At 64.1% G+C, this 14,629-nt stretch carries 15 protein-coding genes; 11 read left to right on the forward strand and 4 right to left on the reverse strand.

Going from position 1 to position 14,629, the window contains the following annotated elements; translation table 11 throughout:
* Positions 1-72 precede the first annotated feature (72 nt).
* The 3 genes from E5X34_RS18060 to E5X34_RS18070 all read left to right on the forward strand — a co-directional run bounded on the left by E5X34_RS18060 (position 73) and on the right by E5X34_RS18070 (position 1,321).
* Complete coding sequence (locus tag E5X34_RS18060; RefSeq protein WP_292567414.1) at positions 73-297, forward strand: hypothetical protein; 225 nt, start codon at positions 73-75, stop codon at positions 295-297.
* Positions 294-650: a YciI family protein gene (locus E5X34_RS18065; RefSeq protein WP_292567417.1), complete on the forward strand. Its 357-nt coding sequence runs from the start codon at positions 294-296 to the stop codon at positions 648-650. The genes E5X34_RS18060 and E5X34_RS18065 overlap by 4 nt, the downstream gene beginning before the upstream one ends.
* Positions 651-790: 140 nt before the next feature.
* Positions 791-1,321: a hypothetical protein gene (locus tag E5X34_RS18070; RefSeq protein WP_292567420.1), complete on the forward strand. Its 531-nt coding sequence runs from the start codon at positions 791-793 to the stop codon at positions 1,319-1,321.
* 142 nt (positions 1,322-1,463) lie between these two features.
* Here the strand turns inward: E5X34_RS18070 and E5X34_RS18075 are convergent, their stop codons facing one another.
* A complete protein-coding gene (locus tag E5X34_RS18075) occupies positions 1,464-2,741 on the reverse strand; it encodes a ubiquinone biosynthesis hydroxylase (RefSeq protein WP_292567515.1) in 1,278 nt (425 codons plus the stop codon).
* 104 nt (positions 2,742-2,845) lie between these two features.
* On the opposite strand from E5X34_RS18075, the gene tesB reads away from it, so the two are divergent.
* The 6 genes from tesB (at position 2,846) to xth (ending at position 10,914) form a co-directional block, all read left to right on the forward strand.
* Positions 2,846-3,709: an acyl-CoA thioesterase II gene (gene tesB, locus E5X34_RS18080; protein ID WP_042645540.1), complete on the forward strand. Its 864-nt coding sequence runs from the start codon at positions 2,846-2,848 to the stop codon at positions 3,707-3,709.
* A gap of 249 nt (positions 3,710-3,958) precedes the next feature.
* Positions 3,959-4,297 carry a P-II family nitrogen regulator gene (locus E5X34_RS18085; RefSeq protein WP_027169082.1) on the forward strand — a complete coding sequence of 113 codons (339 nt, stop codon included), beginning with the start codon at positions 3,959-3,961 and terminating at the stop codon, positions 4,295-4,297.
* Between the two features lie 196 nt (positions 4,298-4,493).
* A complete protein-coding gene (locus E5X34_RS18090; protein ID WP_292567518.1) occupies positions 4,494-5,681 on the forward strand; it encodes an ammonium transporter in 1,188 nt (395 codons plus the stop codon).
* Positions 5,682-6,225: 544 nt separating this feature from the next.
* Positions 6,226-8,904, forward strand: a complete 2,679-nt coding sequence (locus E5X34_RS18095) for a DNA translocase FtsK (protein ID WP_292567423.1) — start codon at positions 6,226-6,228, stop codon at positions 8,902-8,904.
* Positions 8,905-9,092: 188 nt separating this feature from the next.
* On the forward strand, positions 9,093-9,761 hold the full coding sequence (locus E5X34_RS18100) for an outer-membrane lipoprotein carrier protein LolA (protein WP_042645542.1): 669 nt from the start codon (positions 9,093-9,095) through the stop codon (positions 9,759-9,761).
* Between the two features lie 346 nt (positions 9,762-10,107).
* A complete protein-coding gene (xth, locus tag E5X34_RS18105) occupies positions 10,108-10,914 on the forward strand; it encodes an exodeoxyribonuclease III (protein WP_292567426.1) in 807 nt (268 codons plus the stop codon).
* Positions 10,915-11,066: 152 nt separating this feature from the next.
* Here xth and E5X34_RS18110 read toward each other — a convergent pair whose 3' ends face one another.
* Both E5X34_RS18110 and E5X34_RS18115 read right to left on the reverse strand, forming a co-directional pair.
* Complete coding sequence (locus tag E5X34_RS18110) at positions 11,067-11,522, reverse strand: cyclic nucleotide-binding domain-containing protein (RefSeq protein WP_126080489.1); 456 nt, start codon at positions 11,520-11,522, stop codon at positions 11,067-11,069.
* A 262-nt stretch (positions 11,523-11,784) separates the two neighbouring features.
* On the reverse strand, positions 11,785-12,468 hold the full coding sequence (locus E5X34_RS18115) for a response regulator transcription factor (RefSeq protein ID WP_112128661.1): 684 nt from the start codon (positions 12,466-12,468) through the stop codon (positions 11,785-11,787).
* Between the two features lie 86 nt (positions 12,469-12,554).
* On the opposite strand from E5X34_RS18115, the gene E5X34_RS18120 reads away from it, so the two are divergent.
* Positions 12,555-13,151: a L,D-transpeptidase gene (locus E5X34_RS18120; protein ID WP_292567521.1), complete on the forward strand. Its 597-nt coding sequence runs from the start codon at positions 12,555-12,557 to the stop codon at positions 13,149-13,151.
* A gap of 157 nt (positions 13,152-13,308) precedes the next feature.
* Here E5X34_RS18120 and E5X34_RS18125 read toward each other — a convergent pair whose 3' ends face one another.
* On the reverse strand, positions 13,309-13,575 hold the full coding sequence (locus E5X34_RS18125) for a hypothetical protein (protein ID WP_292567431.1): 267 nt from the start codon (positions 13,573-13,575) through the stop codon (positions 13,309-13,311).
* Between the two features lie 131 nt (positions 13,576-13,706).
* Here E5X34_RS18125 and gcvA point away from each other — a divergent pair, with 131 nt between their 5' ends.
* Entirely contained in the window at positions 13,707-14,627 is a 921-nt protein-coding gene (gene gcvA / locus E5X34_RS18130) for a transcriptional regulator GcvA (protein WP_292567434.1), read from the forward strand.
* Positions 14,628-14,629 lie beyond the last annotated feature (2 nt).

Genomic DNA, 14,629 nt, shown 5'->3' on the forward strand with positions numbered 1-14,629 from the left:
GCGCAAAAATGTCGACTTGCCATCGGCCCGACCGTCCTGCGGGCGGCCACTCGCGGCCGATGGAGATTTGAGATGGACAATCTGTTTGTTGCGATCTGGGGAAAGCCGGAGCGAAATGCCCGGCGAGCGGAGGAGTTCTGGCTGGATCCGCCGGCGCCCGGTTTCGGTCGACTGCTTGCGGCCATCGCTATTGTCGGCGTGGCGGCGTGCCTGCTCGACCACGTGGCCGCGGCAAACAAAACTGACACCGCCGCCTTTGCCTCTTACAACGTGGCCATCGAAGGGAGCTCGAAATGAAATATGTCCTGCTGGTCTATGGCGAGGAGAAGGACCTTTACGCGCTCACCCCGGAACGGGCGGCCAGGCTCGATGCCGACTCGCTTGCCTATGACAGGGAACTGGACCGGCAAGGCAAGCTGGTCATCGCGCAGGTCCTGCAATCGGTGAAGACGTCTAAATCGCTGAGGCGGCGCAAGGGCAAGGTACTGGTGACCAACGGGCCGTTCGCCGAGACCAAGGAGCAGCTCCTCGGCTTCGTCATGGTCGAGGCGGCCGACCTTGCCGAGGCGCTGAAGATCGCGGAGCGCATTCCGCTGGCCGAGCTCGGCACGGTCGAGGTCAGGGCGATCTACACCATACCGGGGTCATAGGCGCCGGTCAGGCCGGGCACGGCGCGTTGCGGCCATCTCCGCAGGAAACATCTTCAGGGTTTCTTCACGGACGCAACCGTTGCGTGTTGAAGCAACGCCGCGCTTCTCTTATCGTCGCCGCGATTTCGGGGGAATTCGGCATGCCTATTCTTATCGCGATCCTTGGCCTGCTCGGAGCGGCCGCCATCTGGTGGTACCGGCTGAAATATATGAGCGACGCCGCGCGTGAGGTCGCCGACGTCGTCGGGCGCGTCCAGGGTAACCTGCGCCGCAAGAAGCTGCGCAATCAAGCCGCGCTCTCTCCGCTGACGGCGATCGACGATCCGGTGGTGGCGGCCGCGACACTGATCACCGCGATCGTTGCCGAGCACGGGCCGGTGCTGCCGAAGCGCGAGGCTGTTATCCGGGAGGTCATCGCGCAGATCGCGGAAAGCTCGAAGAAGACCGACGAGGCGGTCGTCTACGCAAAATGGGCGGCGGCGCAGGTCGACGACACGACGGTCGTCATCGACAAGCTGGCCCCGTTCCTGCGCGGCCGCCTCGACCCGCATGAGCGCGACGACCTGCTCAGCATGCTGAACCGTGTCGCCCAAGGCGGCGAGCAGAGCTTGAAGATACCGGACCAACGGATGCTGAGGTTGCGGCAGAAGCTGGGGTTCGAAGTGAACTAGAATTCAGGTGAGGCCGGCCTGCAAATGCCGGCTCCCTGCGCTTCCGGTGCTCACGTACTTTAAGTACGCTCCGCTCCGGTTCTTGGTATCCGCCATTTTCGACTCGGCCTGACCTGAATTTTCGGCGTCACTGCAAGACAGATCAGATCGCCTCGCCCTTGAGCAGCCTCGGCGTGTCGCCGGAGAGGCCCGAGGCCTGGCGGATGAAGAAATCCTTGAGCTTCGGCATGCGCTCGACCAGCCCAAGGCCGAGGTCGCGGACGGCGCGCAGCGGGCCGATGTCGTTGGAGAACAGCCGGTTCAGCACGTCGGTGGTGACGCCCATCTGCAGCGTGTCGAAGCGGCGCCACTGCTGGTAGCGCTCGAGCACGTCGAGGGCGCCGATGTCCTGGCCGAGCCGGTCAGCCTCGACGATGACTTCGGCGAGCGCCGCGACATCCTTGAAGCCGAGATTGAGGCCCTGGCCGGCGATCGGGTGGATGCCATGCGCGGCGTCGCCGGCGAGCGCGATGCGCGGCGCGACGAAGGCGCGGGCCAGCGTCAGGCCGAGCGGCCAGGCGCGCGGCTTGTCGACGACCCTTATTTCGCCGAGCTTCAGGCCGAAGCGCTGCTCCAGATCGTGCTCGAAGACGAACTCGTCGCCCTCGACCAGAGCCTTGGCGTCTTGCGTGCGCTCCACCCAGACGATCGACGAGCGGTTGGTTCCGTCCTTGTCCGGCTTCAGCGGCAGTGTCGCGAAGGGGCCGGCTGGCAGGAAATGCTCTTCGGCGCGGCCGTTGTGCGGGCGCTCATGCGCCACCGTGCAGACGATGCCGGACTGGCCGTATTCCCATTTGACGGTCTTGATGCCGGCTAGGTCGCGCAGCCTGGAGTTGACGCCGTCGGCGGCAATCAGCAGCCGCGCCTTCATCGCCGCGCCGTCGGCCAGATGCACCGTGATGCCGGCGCCGTTGACGTCGAAGGCGCTGACCGCGACGCCTTCGATGATATCGATGCCGAGCTTTGTGGCGCGGCGGCGCAGCGCGCCGTTCAAGTCACGGTTGGCGACCATGTGGGCGAAAGGCTCGCCCGGCGCCACCTCGCCGTCAAAGGTCAGGAACACCGGGCGTACCGGGTCGGCGGCGCGCGAATCGGTGATGATCATCTCGGTGATCGCCTGCGCTTCCGGCGCGATCTCGTCCCAGACACCGAGCTGCTCCAGCATGCGGCTGGCGGCGGCGGCGATGGCCGAGGCGCGGCCGTCCCGTTGCCAGACGCCTGCAGGCGCGGCGTCGACGACGGCGATGGCGAGGCCCGGCCGCGCCTGCTTCAGCGACACGGCCGCGGTGAGGCCGACATAGGCCGCGCCGGCGATGAGCACGTCGAGCGGCGCTTCGCGATTCGCATCGGCCTTTGTTCCGTCCGGCTTGCGGTCGACCATGGCATCATCCTTTCGCGGCTTCGTCGCGCCGCTGCTTGCGGCCTTGACTGGCCGCACATCCTGTCCGAAACCGGCCATGGCGCATCCCTTGAAGGATTTCAGACATGACGGCGGCCATGGACGAGCTTCTCGACATTCTCGACCTCGAGCAGCTCGAACACAATCTGTATCGTGGTCGCAGCCCAAAGGTCGACTGGCAGCGCGTTTTCGGCGGCCAGACCATCGCCCAGGCGCTGGTCGCCGCGCAGCGCACCGTGGAACCGGAGCGCCATGTGCATTCGCTGCACGGCTATTTCATGCGGCCCGGCGACACCAAGCTGCCTATCGTCTACGAAGTCGACCGCATCCGCGACGGCGGCTCCTTCACCACGCGCCGGGTCGTGGCGATCCAGCATGGCCAGGCGATCTTCTCGCTGGAGGCATCGTTCCAGCAGGACGAGATCGGCCTCGAGCACCAGATGCCGATGCCGCGCGACGTGCCGGCGCCCGACACGCTGCTGTCCCAGCGCGAGCTGCTCGGCAAGTTCGGCGAAGCGGTGCCGGAAGGCATCAGGCGCTACTGGGATCGCGACCGGCCGATCGAGATGAAGCCGGTGATGCTCAAGCACTATACGAGCCGCGAGAAGCTGGAGCCGCAGCAGAACATCTGGATCCGCACCACCGGCCCGGTGCCCGAAAACCGTGCGATACAGGCGGCCGTGCTCGCCTACCTCTCCGACATGACGCTGCTCGACACCTCGACCTTCGCGCATGGCCGCGCCATCTTCGACCGCGACATCCAGGCGGCCAGCCTCGACCATGCCATGTGGTTCCACCGCAGCCACTCGCTGGACGACTGGATCCTCTACAACCAGGACAGCCCGTCGACGCAAGGGTCGCGCGGCTTCACCCGCGGTTCGCTGTTCGCGCGGGACGGAACGCTCATCGCTTCGGTCGCCCAGGAGGGCCTGATCCGACTCAAGCGCTGAGCCGGCTTCGGGCTGATGCCTGCCAAGCAGGCATTTTCGAAATTTTGCCTATTTTTTGATCACGACACCCGATGCGGCGACGCACAAATGATGTGCGCAGGCCGCTCTGCCCCTTTGTTTACAACAGGTTAACGCCCTGCTTCGGCAATTGGCACGGAGCTTGAATCCTGTCGGGCACTCTCCGGCTCTCCTCGGGATCGGTGTAGGTGTGCAAACGCGGGGGACCGCAACAGCAAAGGGTGAAACCTTATGAAAATCGTGATGGCAATCATCAAGCCGTTCAAGCTCGACGAGGTGCGCGAAGCGCTCACCGCCGTCGGCATCCAGGGCCTGACCGTCACCGAAGTTAAAGGCTACGGGCGTCAGAAGGGGCACACGGAAATCTATCGCGGCGCGGAGTACGCGGTCAGCTTCCTGCCCAAGATCAAGATCGAGGTCGCGGTCGGCGCCGACATGGTCGACAAGGCCGTCGAAGCCATCACTTCGGCCGCCAAGACCGGCCAGATCGGCGACGGCAAGATCTTCGTCTTCGGCATCGACCAGGCGGTGCGCATCCGTACCGGCGAAACAGACACCGACGCGCTCTGAGCGGCGACCATCCATTCCAACGGAGAGTTCAATGAATATTCCTTCCACCTTGAAGACGACGGGACGCGCGGCCGCTTCGCTCGCTCTCGTGGCGCTGTGCACTGCCGCCGCCTTCGCGCAGGAGGCCGCTCCGGCGGCGGCGCCTGCGGCACCTGCCGCGCCGACACCGGTTCTCGACACCGGCAACACCGCCTGGATGCTGACCTCCACCGCGCTGGTGCTGATGATGACCATCCCGGGCCTGGCGCTGTTCTACGGCGGCATGGTGCGCAAGAAGAACGTGCTCGCGACCATCATGCAGAGCTTCGCCATCACGTGCCTGGTGACGGTGCTGTGGTTCATGTTCGGCTATTCGCTGGCCTTCACCACCAATGAATCGGCATCGATGAATGCCTATATCGGCGGCTTCTCGCGGTTCTTCCACCACGGCATCACCGTCTCGACGCTCTGGCTGCCGGGCGTGGCGAATATTCCCGAATTCGTCTTCTCGATGTTCCAGTTGACCTTCGCCATCATCACGCCGGCGCTGATCGCCGGCGCCTTCGCCGAGCGCATGAAATTCTCGGCGCTGCTGATTTTCATGGGCCTGTGGCTGGTCTTCGTCTACGCGCCGATAGCGCACTGGGTATGGGGCGGCGGCTTCCTCGGCTCGGCCGGCGTGCTCGACTTCGCCGGCGGCACGGTCGTCCACATCAACGCCGGTGTCGCGGGCCTGGTCTGCGCGCTGGTGCTGGGCAAGCGCGAAGGCTACGGCACCACCAACATGGCGCCGCATAACCTGGTCTACTCGGTGATCGGCGCCTCGCTGCTGTGGGTCGGCTGGTTCGGTTTCAACGCCGGTTCGGAACTGGCGGCTGACGGCCTTGCCGGCGCTGCGATGATGAACACGCAGGTCGCCACCGCCGCGGCGGCGCTCGCCTGGATGTTCGCCGAATGGATCGTCGCCAAGAAGCCGTCGGTGCTCGGCATCATCTCGGGCGCCGTCGCTGGCCTCGTGGCGGTGACGCCGGCTTCCGGCTTCGTCAACCCGACCGGCGCCTTCATCGTCGGCATCCTCGCCGGCGTCATCTGCTACATCTCGGCGGTCAAGCTCAAGCATGCGTTCGGCTATGACGACTCGCTCGATGCCTTCGGCGTGCACGGCGTTGGCGGCATCGTCGGCGCGCTGCTCACCGGCGCGCTCGCCGATCCGACCATCAACGCGCTCGGCAAGGATGCTTCGGTCGGCAAGCAGATCTACGGCATCGTCTTCACCATCCTGTGGACGGCGATCGCCACCTTCGTGATCCTCTACATCGTCAAGGCGCTGGTCGGCCTGCGTCCGTCCACCCAGGAAGAGGTCGAGGGTCTCGACGTCACCCAGCACGGCGAAGTGGTGCCGTAAGGCTGCCTTTGCCCTTTGCATGGGCGCAATTCCGGAGGGTTTCACACTTTTCCTGGAATTGCCCCCGAGGGCCGGCGGATCCTCCTCCCGCCGGCCCGGAATTCCTCCCAAGATCCCGTCGTGATGTCTCGAAAGGGGCTCACGCCTTGAGGCCCGGAACACCCTTCCGGGCCTCCTTTTTTGTCCAGAGCCCGAAGCCGACTTCAAGACGGCCTGGGCGGCGACGCCCATGGACAACAAGACAAGATGATGAAGGAGTGCCAGGACGTGGCGATGAGCAAGCCTCACGCCGAATTCTGCGCCAATCTGATGGCGTATGGCGGCGCCAACAAGTGACACTCGAGGTCAGGGCCGAAAAGGCCTGATCGTTTCGGCGTTTCAAGCAAAAAGGTGGCGGGCTTCGCGGCTCGCCACCGTCGTTTCCGCGCCATCTCCGGTAAAGGTCCATGGTTAATGCGGCCTTAACCTTCCCCCCGATAGTCTTGCGTTCGAATCTGCCGGAATGCGCCATGCGCCCGGCCAGGCAACGATCACGGGGAAGAGCATGCGTTCAGGCGCCTCAGCACCGCTCGCGCTGACCGATACGGGGCACGGCATCCAGGCATTCGCGCGACGCCAGGTCGGGCGGCTGGTTGGCGCCGGGCTGTTCCTGTTCACCGCCTTCGGCATTGCGGCTTTGGCCACGTGGAACGTTGCCGATCCGAGCTTCTCGCACGCCACCAGCAACGTCGTCACCAACGCAATGGGCTATGCGGGGGCTGTGTTCTCCGACCTCGCCATGCAGTTCTTCGGCCTTGCCGCCGTCGCCGGGCTGGTTCCGGCGGTTGTCTGGGGCTTCCTGCTTTTCACCGCGCGCGGCGTCGACAAATTGCCGAAGCGCGGCTTCGCCTGGTTCGGCTTCGCGCTTCTGGCCGCGGCCATCGCCGGCTGCGTGACGCCGCCCAACACCTGGCCGCTGCCGACCGGACTCGGCGGCGTTTTCGGCGACATGGTGCTGAAGATTCCGGGCATCGCGGTCGGCGGCTATCCGAAAGGGCTTTTCGCGACGATCATCGCGGTCGTCCTCGCCGCGCCGATGTTGTGGCTGTTTGCCTATGGCTCGGCGCTGATCGCGCGCAGGAACGGCTTCGCCGTCATGGAGCGCGCTGCTGCGCCCGATCCGCGCGAGCAGGACGAGATGCTGTTCGACGAGGATGAGGACGAGGGCGACGAAGGCATCTTGGCGCTCGGCGCCCTCACCCATTGGTGGCTGTCGCTCCGCGCCTTCCTGCACCGCCGCGCTGAACGGCGCAGGCGGGAGCGCGACGAGTTCGAGCCGCCGATGCAACCCAAAGCCAGCGCCTGGCGGCGCGCCGCCGAGCGGGTCGAATCGGCCGAATTCGCCGAAAGCCGGGTGAGCCCGGGCGGCCGCGCTCGTGTCGAGCCGGAATTCTTCGCCGCCATGGTCAACGACCGCAGCGTTTCGGTCGACCCTGCCGACCAGGACATCTTCGACGAGGACGAGGACGAAGACGTCGATCTCGACGACTTCGACGACGAGGCGCCTGTCCAGCGACGCGGCGCGCCTGCGGCCAAGGTGCGGAACTTCCGCTCCGATGCCGCGACCCGCGTCGAGGCGCCGGCGGCGCGGCCGGTGCCGGGCGCGCGTGTCCAGCGCGAGGCGCAGACCTCGCTGATCGGCTCCGACACGTTCGAGATGCCGTCGCTGCATTTCCTCTCGGAGCCGAAGAACGTCGCCAAGGACCCAAGCCTGTCGAAGGACGCGCTGGAGCAGAACGCGCGGCTTCTCGAAGGCGTGCTGGAGGATTTCGGCGTCAAAGGCGAGATCATCCATGTCCGCCCCGGCCCGGTCGTCACGCTCTACGAGCTGGAGCCGGCGCCCGGCATCAAGTCCTCGCGCGTCATTGGCCTGTCCGACGACATCGCCCGCTCGATGAGCGCGATCGCATGCCGCGTCGCGGTGGTGCCCGGCCGCAACGCCATCGGCATCGAGCTGCCCAACGCCAAGCGCGAGACGGTCTATCTCAGGGAGATCATGGCCAGCCGTGACTTCGAGACGACCAAGGCGAAGCTGGCGCTGGCGCTCGGCAAGACCATCAATGGCGAGGCGGTCATCGTCGACATCGCCAAGATGCCGCATGTGCTGGTCGCCGGCACCACCGGCTCCGGCAAGTCGGTCGCCATCAACACGATGATCCTGTCGCTGCTCTACCGGCTGACGCCGCAGGAATGCCGGCTGATCATGATCGATCCGAAGATGCTCGAGCTCTCCGTCTATGACGGCATTCCGCATCTTTTGACGCCGGTCGTCACCGATCCGAAGAAGGCGGTCGTGGCGCTGAAATGGACCGTGCGCGAGATGGAGGACCGTTACCGCAAGATGTCCAAGGTCGGCGTGCGCAACATCGATGGTTTCAACGCACGCGTTCAGCAAGCGGAGAAGAAGGGCGAGAAGATCTCGCGCACGGTGCAGACCGGCTTCGACCGCCAGACCGGCGAGGCGATCTACGAGACCGAGAACCTCGATCTCGAGCCGATGCCCTATATCGTGGTCATCATCGACGAGATGGCCGACCTGATGATGGTGGCCGGCAAGGATATCGAAGGCGCGGTGCAGCGCCTGGCGCAGATGGCGCGCGCCGCCGGCATCCATGTCATCATGGCAACGCAACGTCCCTCGGTCGACGTCATCACCGGCACGATCAAGGCGAATTTCCCGACCCGCATATCCTTCCAGGTGACGTCGAAGATCGACAGCCGCACCATCCTTGGCGAGCAGGGCGCCGAGCAGCTGCTCGGCATGGGCGACATGCTCTACATGGCCGGCGGCGGGCGCATCCAGCGCGTCCACGGTCCGTTCGTCTCGGACGACGAGGTCGAGCGGATCGTCGCGCATCTGAAACTGCAGGGCGTGCCGGAGTATCTCGACGCCATCACCGAGGACGACGAGGAAGAGGACGAGGACGGCCCGTCCGGCAAGGGTGGTTCCGGCGGCGGTGGCGGCGGCAATTTCGAGGATTCCGACGATCCTTACGACCAGGCGGTGGCGGTGGTGCTGCGCGACGGCAAGGCTTCGACCAGCTACATCCAGCGGCGGCTCGGCATCGGCTACAATCGCGCCGCCTCGATCATCGAAAAGATGGAGAAGGAAGGCATCGTCGGCCCGGCCAACCACGCCGGCAAACGCGAGATTTTGGTGCCGACCGAAGACGACAAGTTCTAGGGTTTGCCGAGATTCAGGTCAGGCCGGCCTGACCTGAATCTCGATAAGCCTGGCCTGACCAGACGTAGGTTAGCAGGCAACCGGAAATCGTCTGGCGCGTTTGTGCGAAGTTGTCGCGCACCCGCCAAACTTAGGCCCTAGTGGGAGTCCACATACTGCCACGACACGAATCACAGGAAGTGACCGGCATGAACACCCAGACCGAATTCGCCATCACCCGCCGCCAGCTCCTCGGCCTCGGCTTGATGCTTGGCGGAGCTGCCGCTCTCAACCTTGTGCCCGGCTACCAGCTCGTAGCGGCAGCGCAGGCGGCGGTGCCGCCGGCGGCGCAGAAGATCGCCGACCATTTCTCCTCGGTGAAGTCGATGAGCGGCGAGTTCGTCCAGTTCGGCCCGAAGGGCGAGCAGACCGGCGGCAAGTTCTTTCTGGAACGTCCGGGCAAGATCCGCTTCAACTATGACGGCTCCTCCAACTTCCGCGTCATTTCCGACGGCAAGTCGGTGGTGATCCTCAACAAGAAGCTCAACACGTCCGATCTCTACCCGCTGTCGAAGACGCCGTTGAAATTGCTGCTCGACGACCGGATCGATCTCTCCGGCGGGCGCGTCAAGGCCGTCAAGGAAGAAGACGACCTCACGACCATCAAGCTTTCCGACAAGTCTGTCTTCGGCAATGCGATGATCACCATGATGTTCGACCCGAAGACCTATGATCTGCGCCAGTGGACGATCACCGACGCGCAAGGCAAGGACACGACGGTGATGATCTTCAACACCAAGGAAGGCGTCAGCTTCCCGGCCGATACGTTTGCGATCGACTATACGGCGAACCGCGAGCTGAACACGAAGACGCGGTAAAACTGCCGGCTTGGCGGGCCAGTCAGTAGCTTCGTCATCCTAGGGCGAAGCGACGCGGAGCGGAACCCTAGGGTCCATGCCGTTGCGTTTGCCGAAGAACGATGCGGTGCAGAAGAACATCGTCCTGTGCCGGCGTTCGGTGTCGAGGTCTGCACCGTTGCAGCGCTCGCACGTCACGGCATGGATTCGAGGGTCTGCGCGCGTCGCTTCGCTCCTTGCTCCGCCCTGGAATGACGAAGTTCAGAAGGCTTTGGCCAATCTCGAAGGCTTGCGACATGGTTCGGCTTGTCTTCGTCCGCGCTCGCTGGCAGTAGTTCGGCGACTTTAGCCGTCCCGGACCCGCCGCATGCCTTTCACCATCGCCACCTGGAACATCAACTCCGTGCGCCTGCGCATGCCAATCGTCGAGCGGCTGCTGAAGGAGCACGCGCCGGACGTGCTGTGCCTGCAGGAAACAAAGGTGCCGGACGAGCTGTTCCCGGAGAAGGCTTTCCGCAAGGCGGGCTACGAGCACATCCTGTTTCACGGCCAGAAGGGCTATCACGGCGTCGCCACCGTGGCGCGCCGGCCGATCGAGCTGGTGGAAAAGCGGCGTTTTTGCGAGATCGACGACAGCCGACATCTGTCGGTCAGGGTCCAGGCAGGCGGCAAATCGGTGCTGGTGCATAATTTCTATGTGCCGGCCGGCGGCGACGAGCCCGATCCGGAGATCAACCGCAAATTCCGCCACAAGCTCGATTTCGTCTATGAGATGAACTCCGTGCCGGCGAGCGGCGACGCGCTATCCGCGTCGATCCTGGTCGGGGACCTGAACATCGCGCCGCAGGAGCACGACGTCTGGTCGCACAAGCAGTTGCTCAACGTGGTCAGCCATACGCCGGTCGAGACGACAAATTTCGAGGCGATGCGCAAGGCCGGCGGCTGGGTCGACCTGATGCGGCTCAACGTGCCCGCCGAGCAGAAGCTCTACACATGGTGGAGCTACCGCGCGAAGGACTGGGAAGCGTCGAACCGCGGCCGCCGCCTCGACCATGTCTGGTCTTCCGCCAATCTGGTGCCGGCTTTCAAAGGCTACGAGATCCTGCAGGCGGCGCGCGGCTGGGAGAAGCCGTCCGACCATGTGCCGGTCATCGCACGGTTCAACCTGGATTAGGGCGGGCCGATATTCAGGTGAGGCCGGCCTGCAAATGGCGGCTTCCTTCGCTTCCGGTGCTCACGTACTTCAAGTACGCTCCGCTCCGGTTCTCGGAAGCCGCCATTTTCGACTCGGCCTGACCTGAATCTCAGCCCGTCCTTCGGCGGTGCCTACCCCGTAAACCGCGGCGCCAGTTCCTCGATGCGGGCGATCATCTGCTGGAACTCCTCCAGGATGCGCTCATGCAACAGAACCGCGATCTCCGGATATTCTTCCAGGATGCGGTGGAACATCTTGCGGCTCAATCGGATCACTTCAGAGTCGACCGCTGCGGAGGCGCTGGTCAGCCGGTTGGTGTCGGCGATCAGCGCCAGTTCGCTCAGCATGGTGCCCGGACCCGCGGTGCCGATCGGGACGCGTTCACCGCCTAGTTCCCGATAGAGCGTGATCAGGCCGCTGACCACGATGTAGGCAGAATCGGCAACATCATCCTCGCGGTAGAGCTTATGGTCGGCCTGCAGCATGGTGGTCTCGGCGCCGAAGGCGAGCAGGCGCAACTGTTCCTGGGTGAAGCCCTGGAAAAGCTTCACACCGGACAGGATGCGGATGTCGTCATCCAGCGCCATCCTAGCTGTGTCCCCGAGCGGTCAGTCCAGTCCCTCCTTTGGAGCGGCGCGCCCTCCTGGGCGCGCGAGAAACGCTCCACCATGCATCGTGCGATGCTTGCAACGAGCTGATCCATCACCCTCCAGCACCAGGATCGCACCCGAAGCGGTCCCGCCCGACCGCTCTATCTCTTTTGGCTCAATTCCGGACGGAAGGCTACGGCGAAGCCGCCAAGCTCAACCGTTTCGTACTTTTCCTGGAATTGCCTAGATCATGAAATGTTTAAGGAACCAGCTTGTAGCCGCCGCTTTCTGTCACAAGAATTTCGGCATTGGAAGGATCGCGCTCGATCTTCTGGCGCAACCGGTAGACATGGGTCTCCAGCGTGTGCGTGGTGACGCCGGAATTGTAACCCCAGACCTCTTCCAGCAGCACGTCGCGCGTCACCACCTTCTGGTCGGCGCGGTAGAGATATTTGATGATCGAGGCTTCCTTCTCGGTCAGCCGCACCTTGGCGCCGCGCGGATCGATCAAAAGCTTCTGGCTGGGCTTGAACGTGTAGGGTCCGACCGAGAAGGTGGCGTCCTCGCTCTGCTCGTGCTGGCGAAGCTGGGCGCGGATGCGGGCCAACAGCACGGCGAAGCGGAAGGGCTTGGTCACATAATCGTTGGCGCCGGCCTCAAGACCCAGAATCGTGTCTGAATCGGTGTCGTGGCCGGTCAGCATGATTATCGGCGCCTTGTAGCCGCCCTTGCGCAGGATCTTCACAGCCTCGCGGCCATCCATGTCGGGCAGGCCGACATCCATGATGAGCAGGTCGACAACGCCGCTGCGCGCGGCGGCAACGCCTTTTGCGGCGGTCGATTCCTGCTGGACGTCGAATTCCTCGTAGAGCGCCAGCTGCTCGACCAGGGTGGCGCGCAGGTCGTCGTCGTCATCGACGATCAGGATGGTGCGTGATGTCATGGATATCAATCCGTTGTTTTAAAAAGAATATTCAGTTGACCTCCCCCCATTTATGCGGAAGCTCACCGGCGCAACAGCCGATCACAGTGATTTGTTCCGTGACACGATCATACAAGAAAAAACGCACGCGCAATGAGGCGGGCGCATTTTTGCCGAAGGGCTTGCGCGTTTTGGTGGTACGCGCGCGCCCAGGCAACCCCGCGCAAGGCTTCCTGCAAGCCGGCAAAACGGTGTTTCCCTGCGCCCTGGGGCGCAGCGGCATTACCGCCAACAAGCATGAGGGGGATGGCGCGACGCCGCTGGCGTCGATGCGCATCCTGTCAGGCTATTTCCGGGGGGATCATTTTGCGGGCGGGCGCAGGACAAGACTGCCGATGGCGCCGATCGGTCCGGATCTAGGCTGGTGCGAGGTGCCGGACGACCGCAACTATAACCGGCCGGTGAAGATCCCCTATGGCGCGAGCCATGAGCGGATGAAGCGCGACGACCGGCTCTACGATGTCTGCCTGGTGTTCGACTGGAACATCGCGCCGCGCTTGCGCGGGCGCGGCAGCGCGATCTTCTTCCATCTGGCGCGGCCGGGCTTCACGCCGACCCAGGGCTGCGTGGCGGTCACGGCGCGGACCATGGCGAGGCTGCTTCCGTTGTTGTCGGATAGGACGGTGGTGAAGGTGGTGAGGTAGGGGCCATTGATATTCAGGTGAGGCCGGCCTGCAAATGGCGGTTTCCTGCGCTTCCGGTGCTCACGTACGAAAAGTACGCTCCGCTCCGGTTCTCGGAACCCACCCAGTTTGGTCGCTTCGCGCCCGTCTTCGACTCCGACTCGGCCTGACCTGAATCTCAATAGCCCCTCGACCGCTTCGGCTGCTGCCAACCCGTGCCGAGCAGCCCGATCTCGCGAAGCTCTCGATCCATCGTCTTCGAGATATCCCGGCGTTCGGCGCCGACGTCGCGCAACTGGCTGTCGGAGAGGTCTTCTACCGACTCTAGGGGAAGCCGGACGGCGACACGGGCCTGGCGCAGCCAATCGCGTGCCGAACGCAGCCAAAGAGTTAGGCTCGAGGGCGATTCCAGGGGGGTGCAGGGCTTCAGGGCGATCTCGGTCATGGCTTTATCCAGTGTTCTCCGGATATCAAATCCGGTTTGACGGTGTTTCGATGAAGCCATGATGCCGGATTGAAAAACAAACGGGAAACGAGTAGTTCTTTTCTGATCATCAAGTTTTGTTTGGAGATCGGATGTCCAAACTGCTGCCCGGAACGCGAGCGCTGCGGACGTTCGAGGCGGCCGCCAGGCACCTCAATTTCACCCGCGCCGCCGACGAGCTCGGGCTGACGCCGGCGGCGGTCAGCCACCAGATCAAGGAAATCGAAGATCAACTCGATCTGGTGCTGTTCACGCGCACCAGCCGCAGCATTCGCCTGACCGAGGCAGGCAGCCTGCTGCACGACGCGTCGATCGACGCGCTCGACCTGCTCAACCGGGCGGTCAGCCGCGCCCGCAAGATGACGCGCGGCACGGCATTGCTGAAGGTGACGCTCGACGCGCAGTTCGCGACGAAATGGCTGATGCGCCGGGTCGACGACTTTCGCCGGCAGAAGCCCGGCATCGAGCTGCGCTTCGACATCACCTACGACGTCAGGGATTTCGAGCGCGACGATGTCGATATCGGCATCCGCTTCGGCACCGGTAAATATCCGGGGCTCCGCGCGCACCGGCTGTTTGAGAACATCATCATCCCGGTGTGCAGCCCGGCGCTGCTGGCGTCGGGTCCGCCGCTGAAGGAGCCGCGCGACCTTTTCAACCACACGCTCGCGCATATCGAATGGTCGCGGCAGGGCGTGACCTGGCCGAACTGGAGCATGTGGATGCAGGCGGCCGGCGTCGACGATTTCGACGACAGCCGCGTGCTGGTGTTCGGTTCGTCAACCGATGCCACCCAGGCGGCGCTGGACGGCAATGCGGTGGCGCTGGCCGACTTCGCCATGGTCGCCAACGATCTTTCGCAAGGGCGCCTGGTGCGGCCTTTCGAGCTCGGCATCAAGATCGCGCCGGAATTCGCCTATTTCCTGGTCTACCCCGAGACCGCGAAAGACGACGCACGGGTCATCGCCTTTCGCGAATGGCTGCTGGACGAGGTGGCGAAAACGCCGACATAAGA

The sequence above is a fragment of the Mesorhizobium sp. genome (genome assembly GCF_004963255.1).
Classification (GTDB): domain Bacteria; phylum Pseudomonadota; class Alphaproteobacteria; order Rhizobiales; family Rhizobiaceae; genus Mesorhizobium.

What these genes read in the sequence shown, in the direction of transcription:
- E5X34_RS18060 (WP_292567414.1), top strand. Translation starts at nt 73, where the DNA reads ATGGACAATCTGTTTGTTGCGATCTGGGGAAAGCCGGAGCGAAATGCC.
- E5X34_RS18065 (WP_292567417.1), top strand. Translation starts at nt 294, where the DNA reads ATGAAATATGTCCTGCTGGTCTATGGCGAGGAGAAGGACCTTTACGCG.
- E5X34_RS18070 (WP_292567420.1), top strand. Translation starts at nt 791, where the DNA reads ATGCCTATTCTTATCGCGATCCTTGGCCTGCTCGGAGCGGCCGCCATC.
- E5X34_RS18075 (WP_292567515.1), bottom strand. Translation starts at nt 2,741, where the DNA reads ATGGTCGACCGCAAGCCGGACGGAACAAAGGCCGATGCGAATCGCGAA.
- tesB (WP_042645540.1), top strand. Translation starts at nt 2,846, where the DNA reads ATGACGGCGGCCATGGACGAGCTTCTCGACATTCTCGACCTCGAGCAG.
- E5X34_RS18085 (WP_027169082.1), top strand. Translation starts at nt 3,959, where the DNA reads ATGAAAATCGTGATGGCAATCATCAAGCCGTTCAAGCTCGACGAGGTG.
- E5X34_RS18090 (WP_292567518.1), top strand. Translation starts at nt 4,494, where the DNA reads ATGCTGACCTCCACCGCGCTGGTGCTGATGATGACCATCCCGGGCCTG.
- E5X34_RS18095 (WP_292567423.1), top strand. Translation starts at nt 6,226, where the DNA reads ATGCGTTCAGGCGCCTCAGCACCGCTCGCGCTGACCGATACGGGGCAC.
- E5X34_RS18100 (WP_042645542.1), top strand. Translation starts at nt 9,093, where the DNA reads ATGAACACCCAGACCGAATTCGCCATCACCCGCCGCCAGCTCCTCGGC.
- xth (WP_292567426.1), top strand. Translation starts at nt 10,108, where the DNA reads ATGCCTTTCACCATCGCCACCTGGAACATCAACTCCGTGCGCCTGCGC.
- E5X34_RS18110 (WP_126080489.1), bottom strand. Translation starts at nt 11,522, where the DNA reads ATGGCGCTGGATGACGACATCCGCATCCTGTCCGGTGTGAAGCTTTTC.
- E5X34_RS18115 (WP_112128661.1), bottom strand. Translation starts at nt 12,468, where the DNA reads ATGACATCACGCACCATCCTGATCGTCGATGACGACGACGACCTGCGC.
- E5X34_RS18125 (WP_292567431.1), bottom strand. Translation starts at nt 13,575, where the DNA reads ATGACCGAGATCGCCCTGAAGCCCTGCACCCCCCTGGAATCGCCCTCG.
- gcvA (WP_292567434.1), top strand. Translation starts at nt 13,707, where the DNA reads ATGTCCAAACTGCTGCCCGGAACGCGAGCGCTGCGGACGTTCGAGGCG.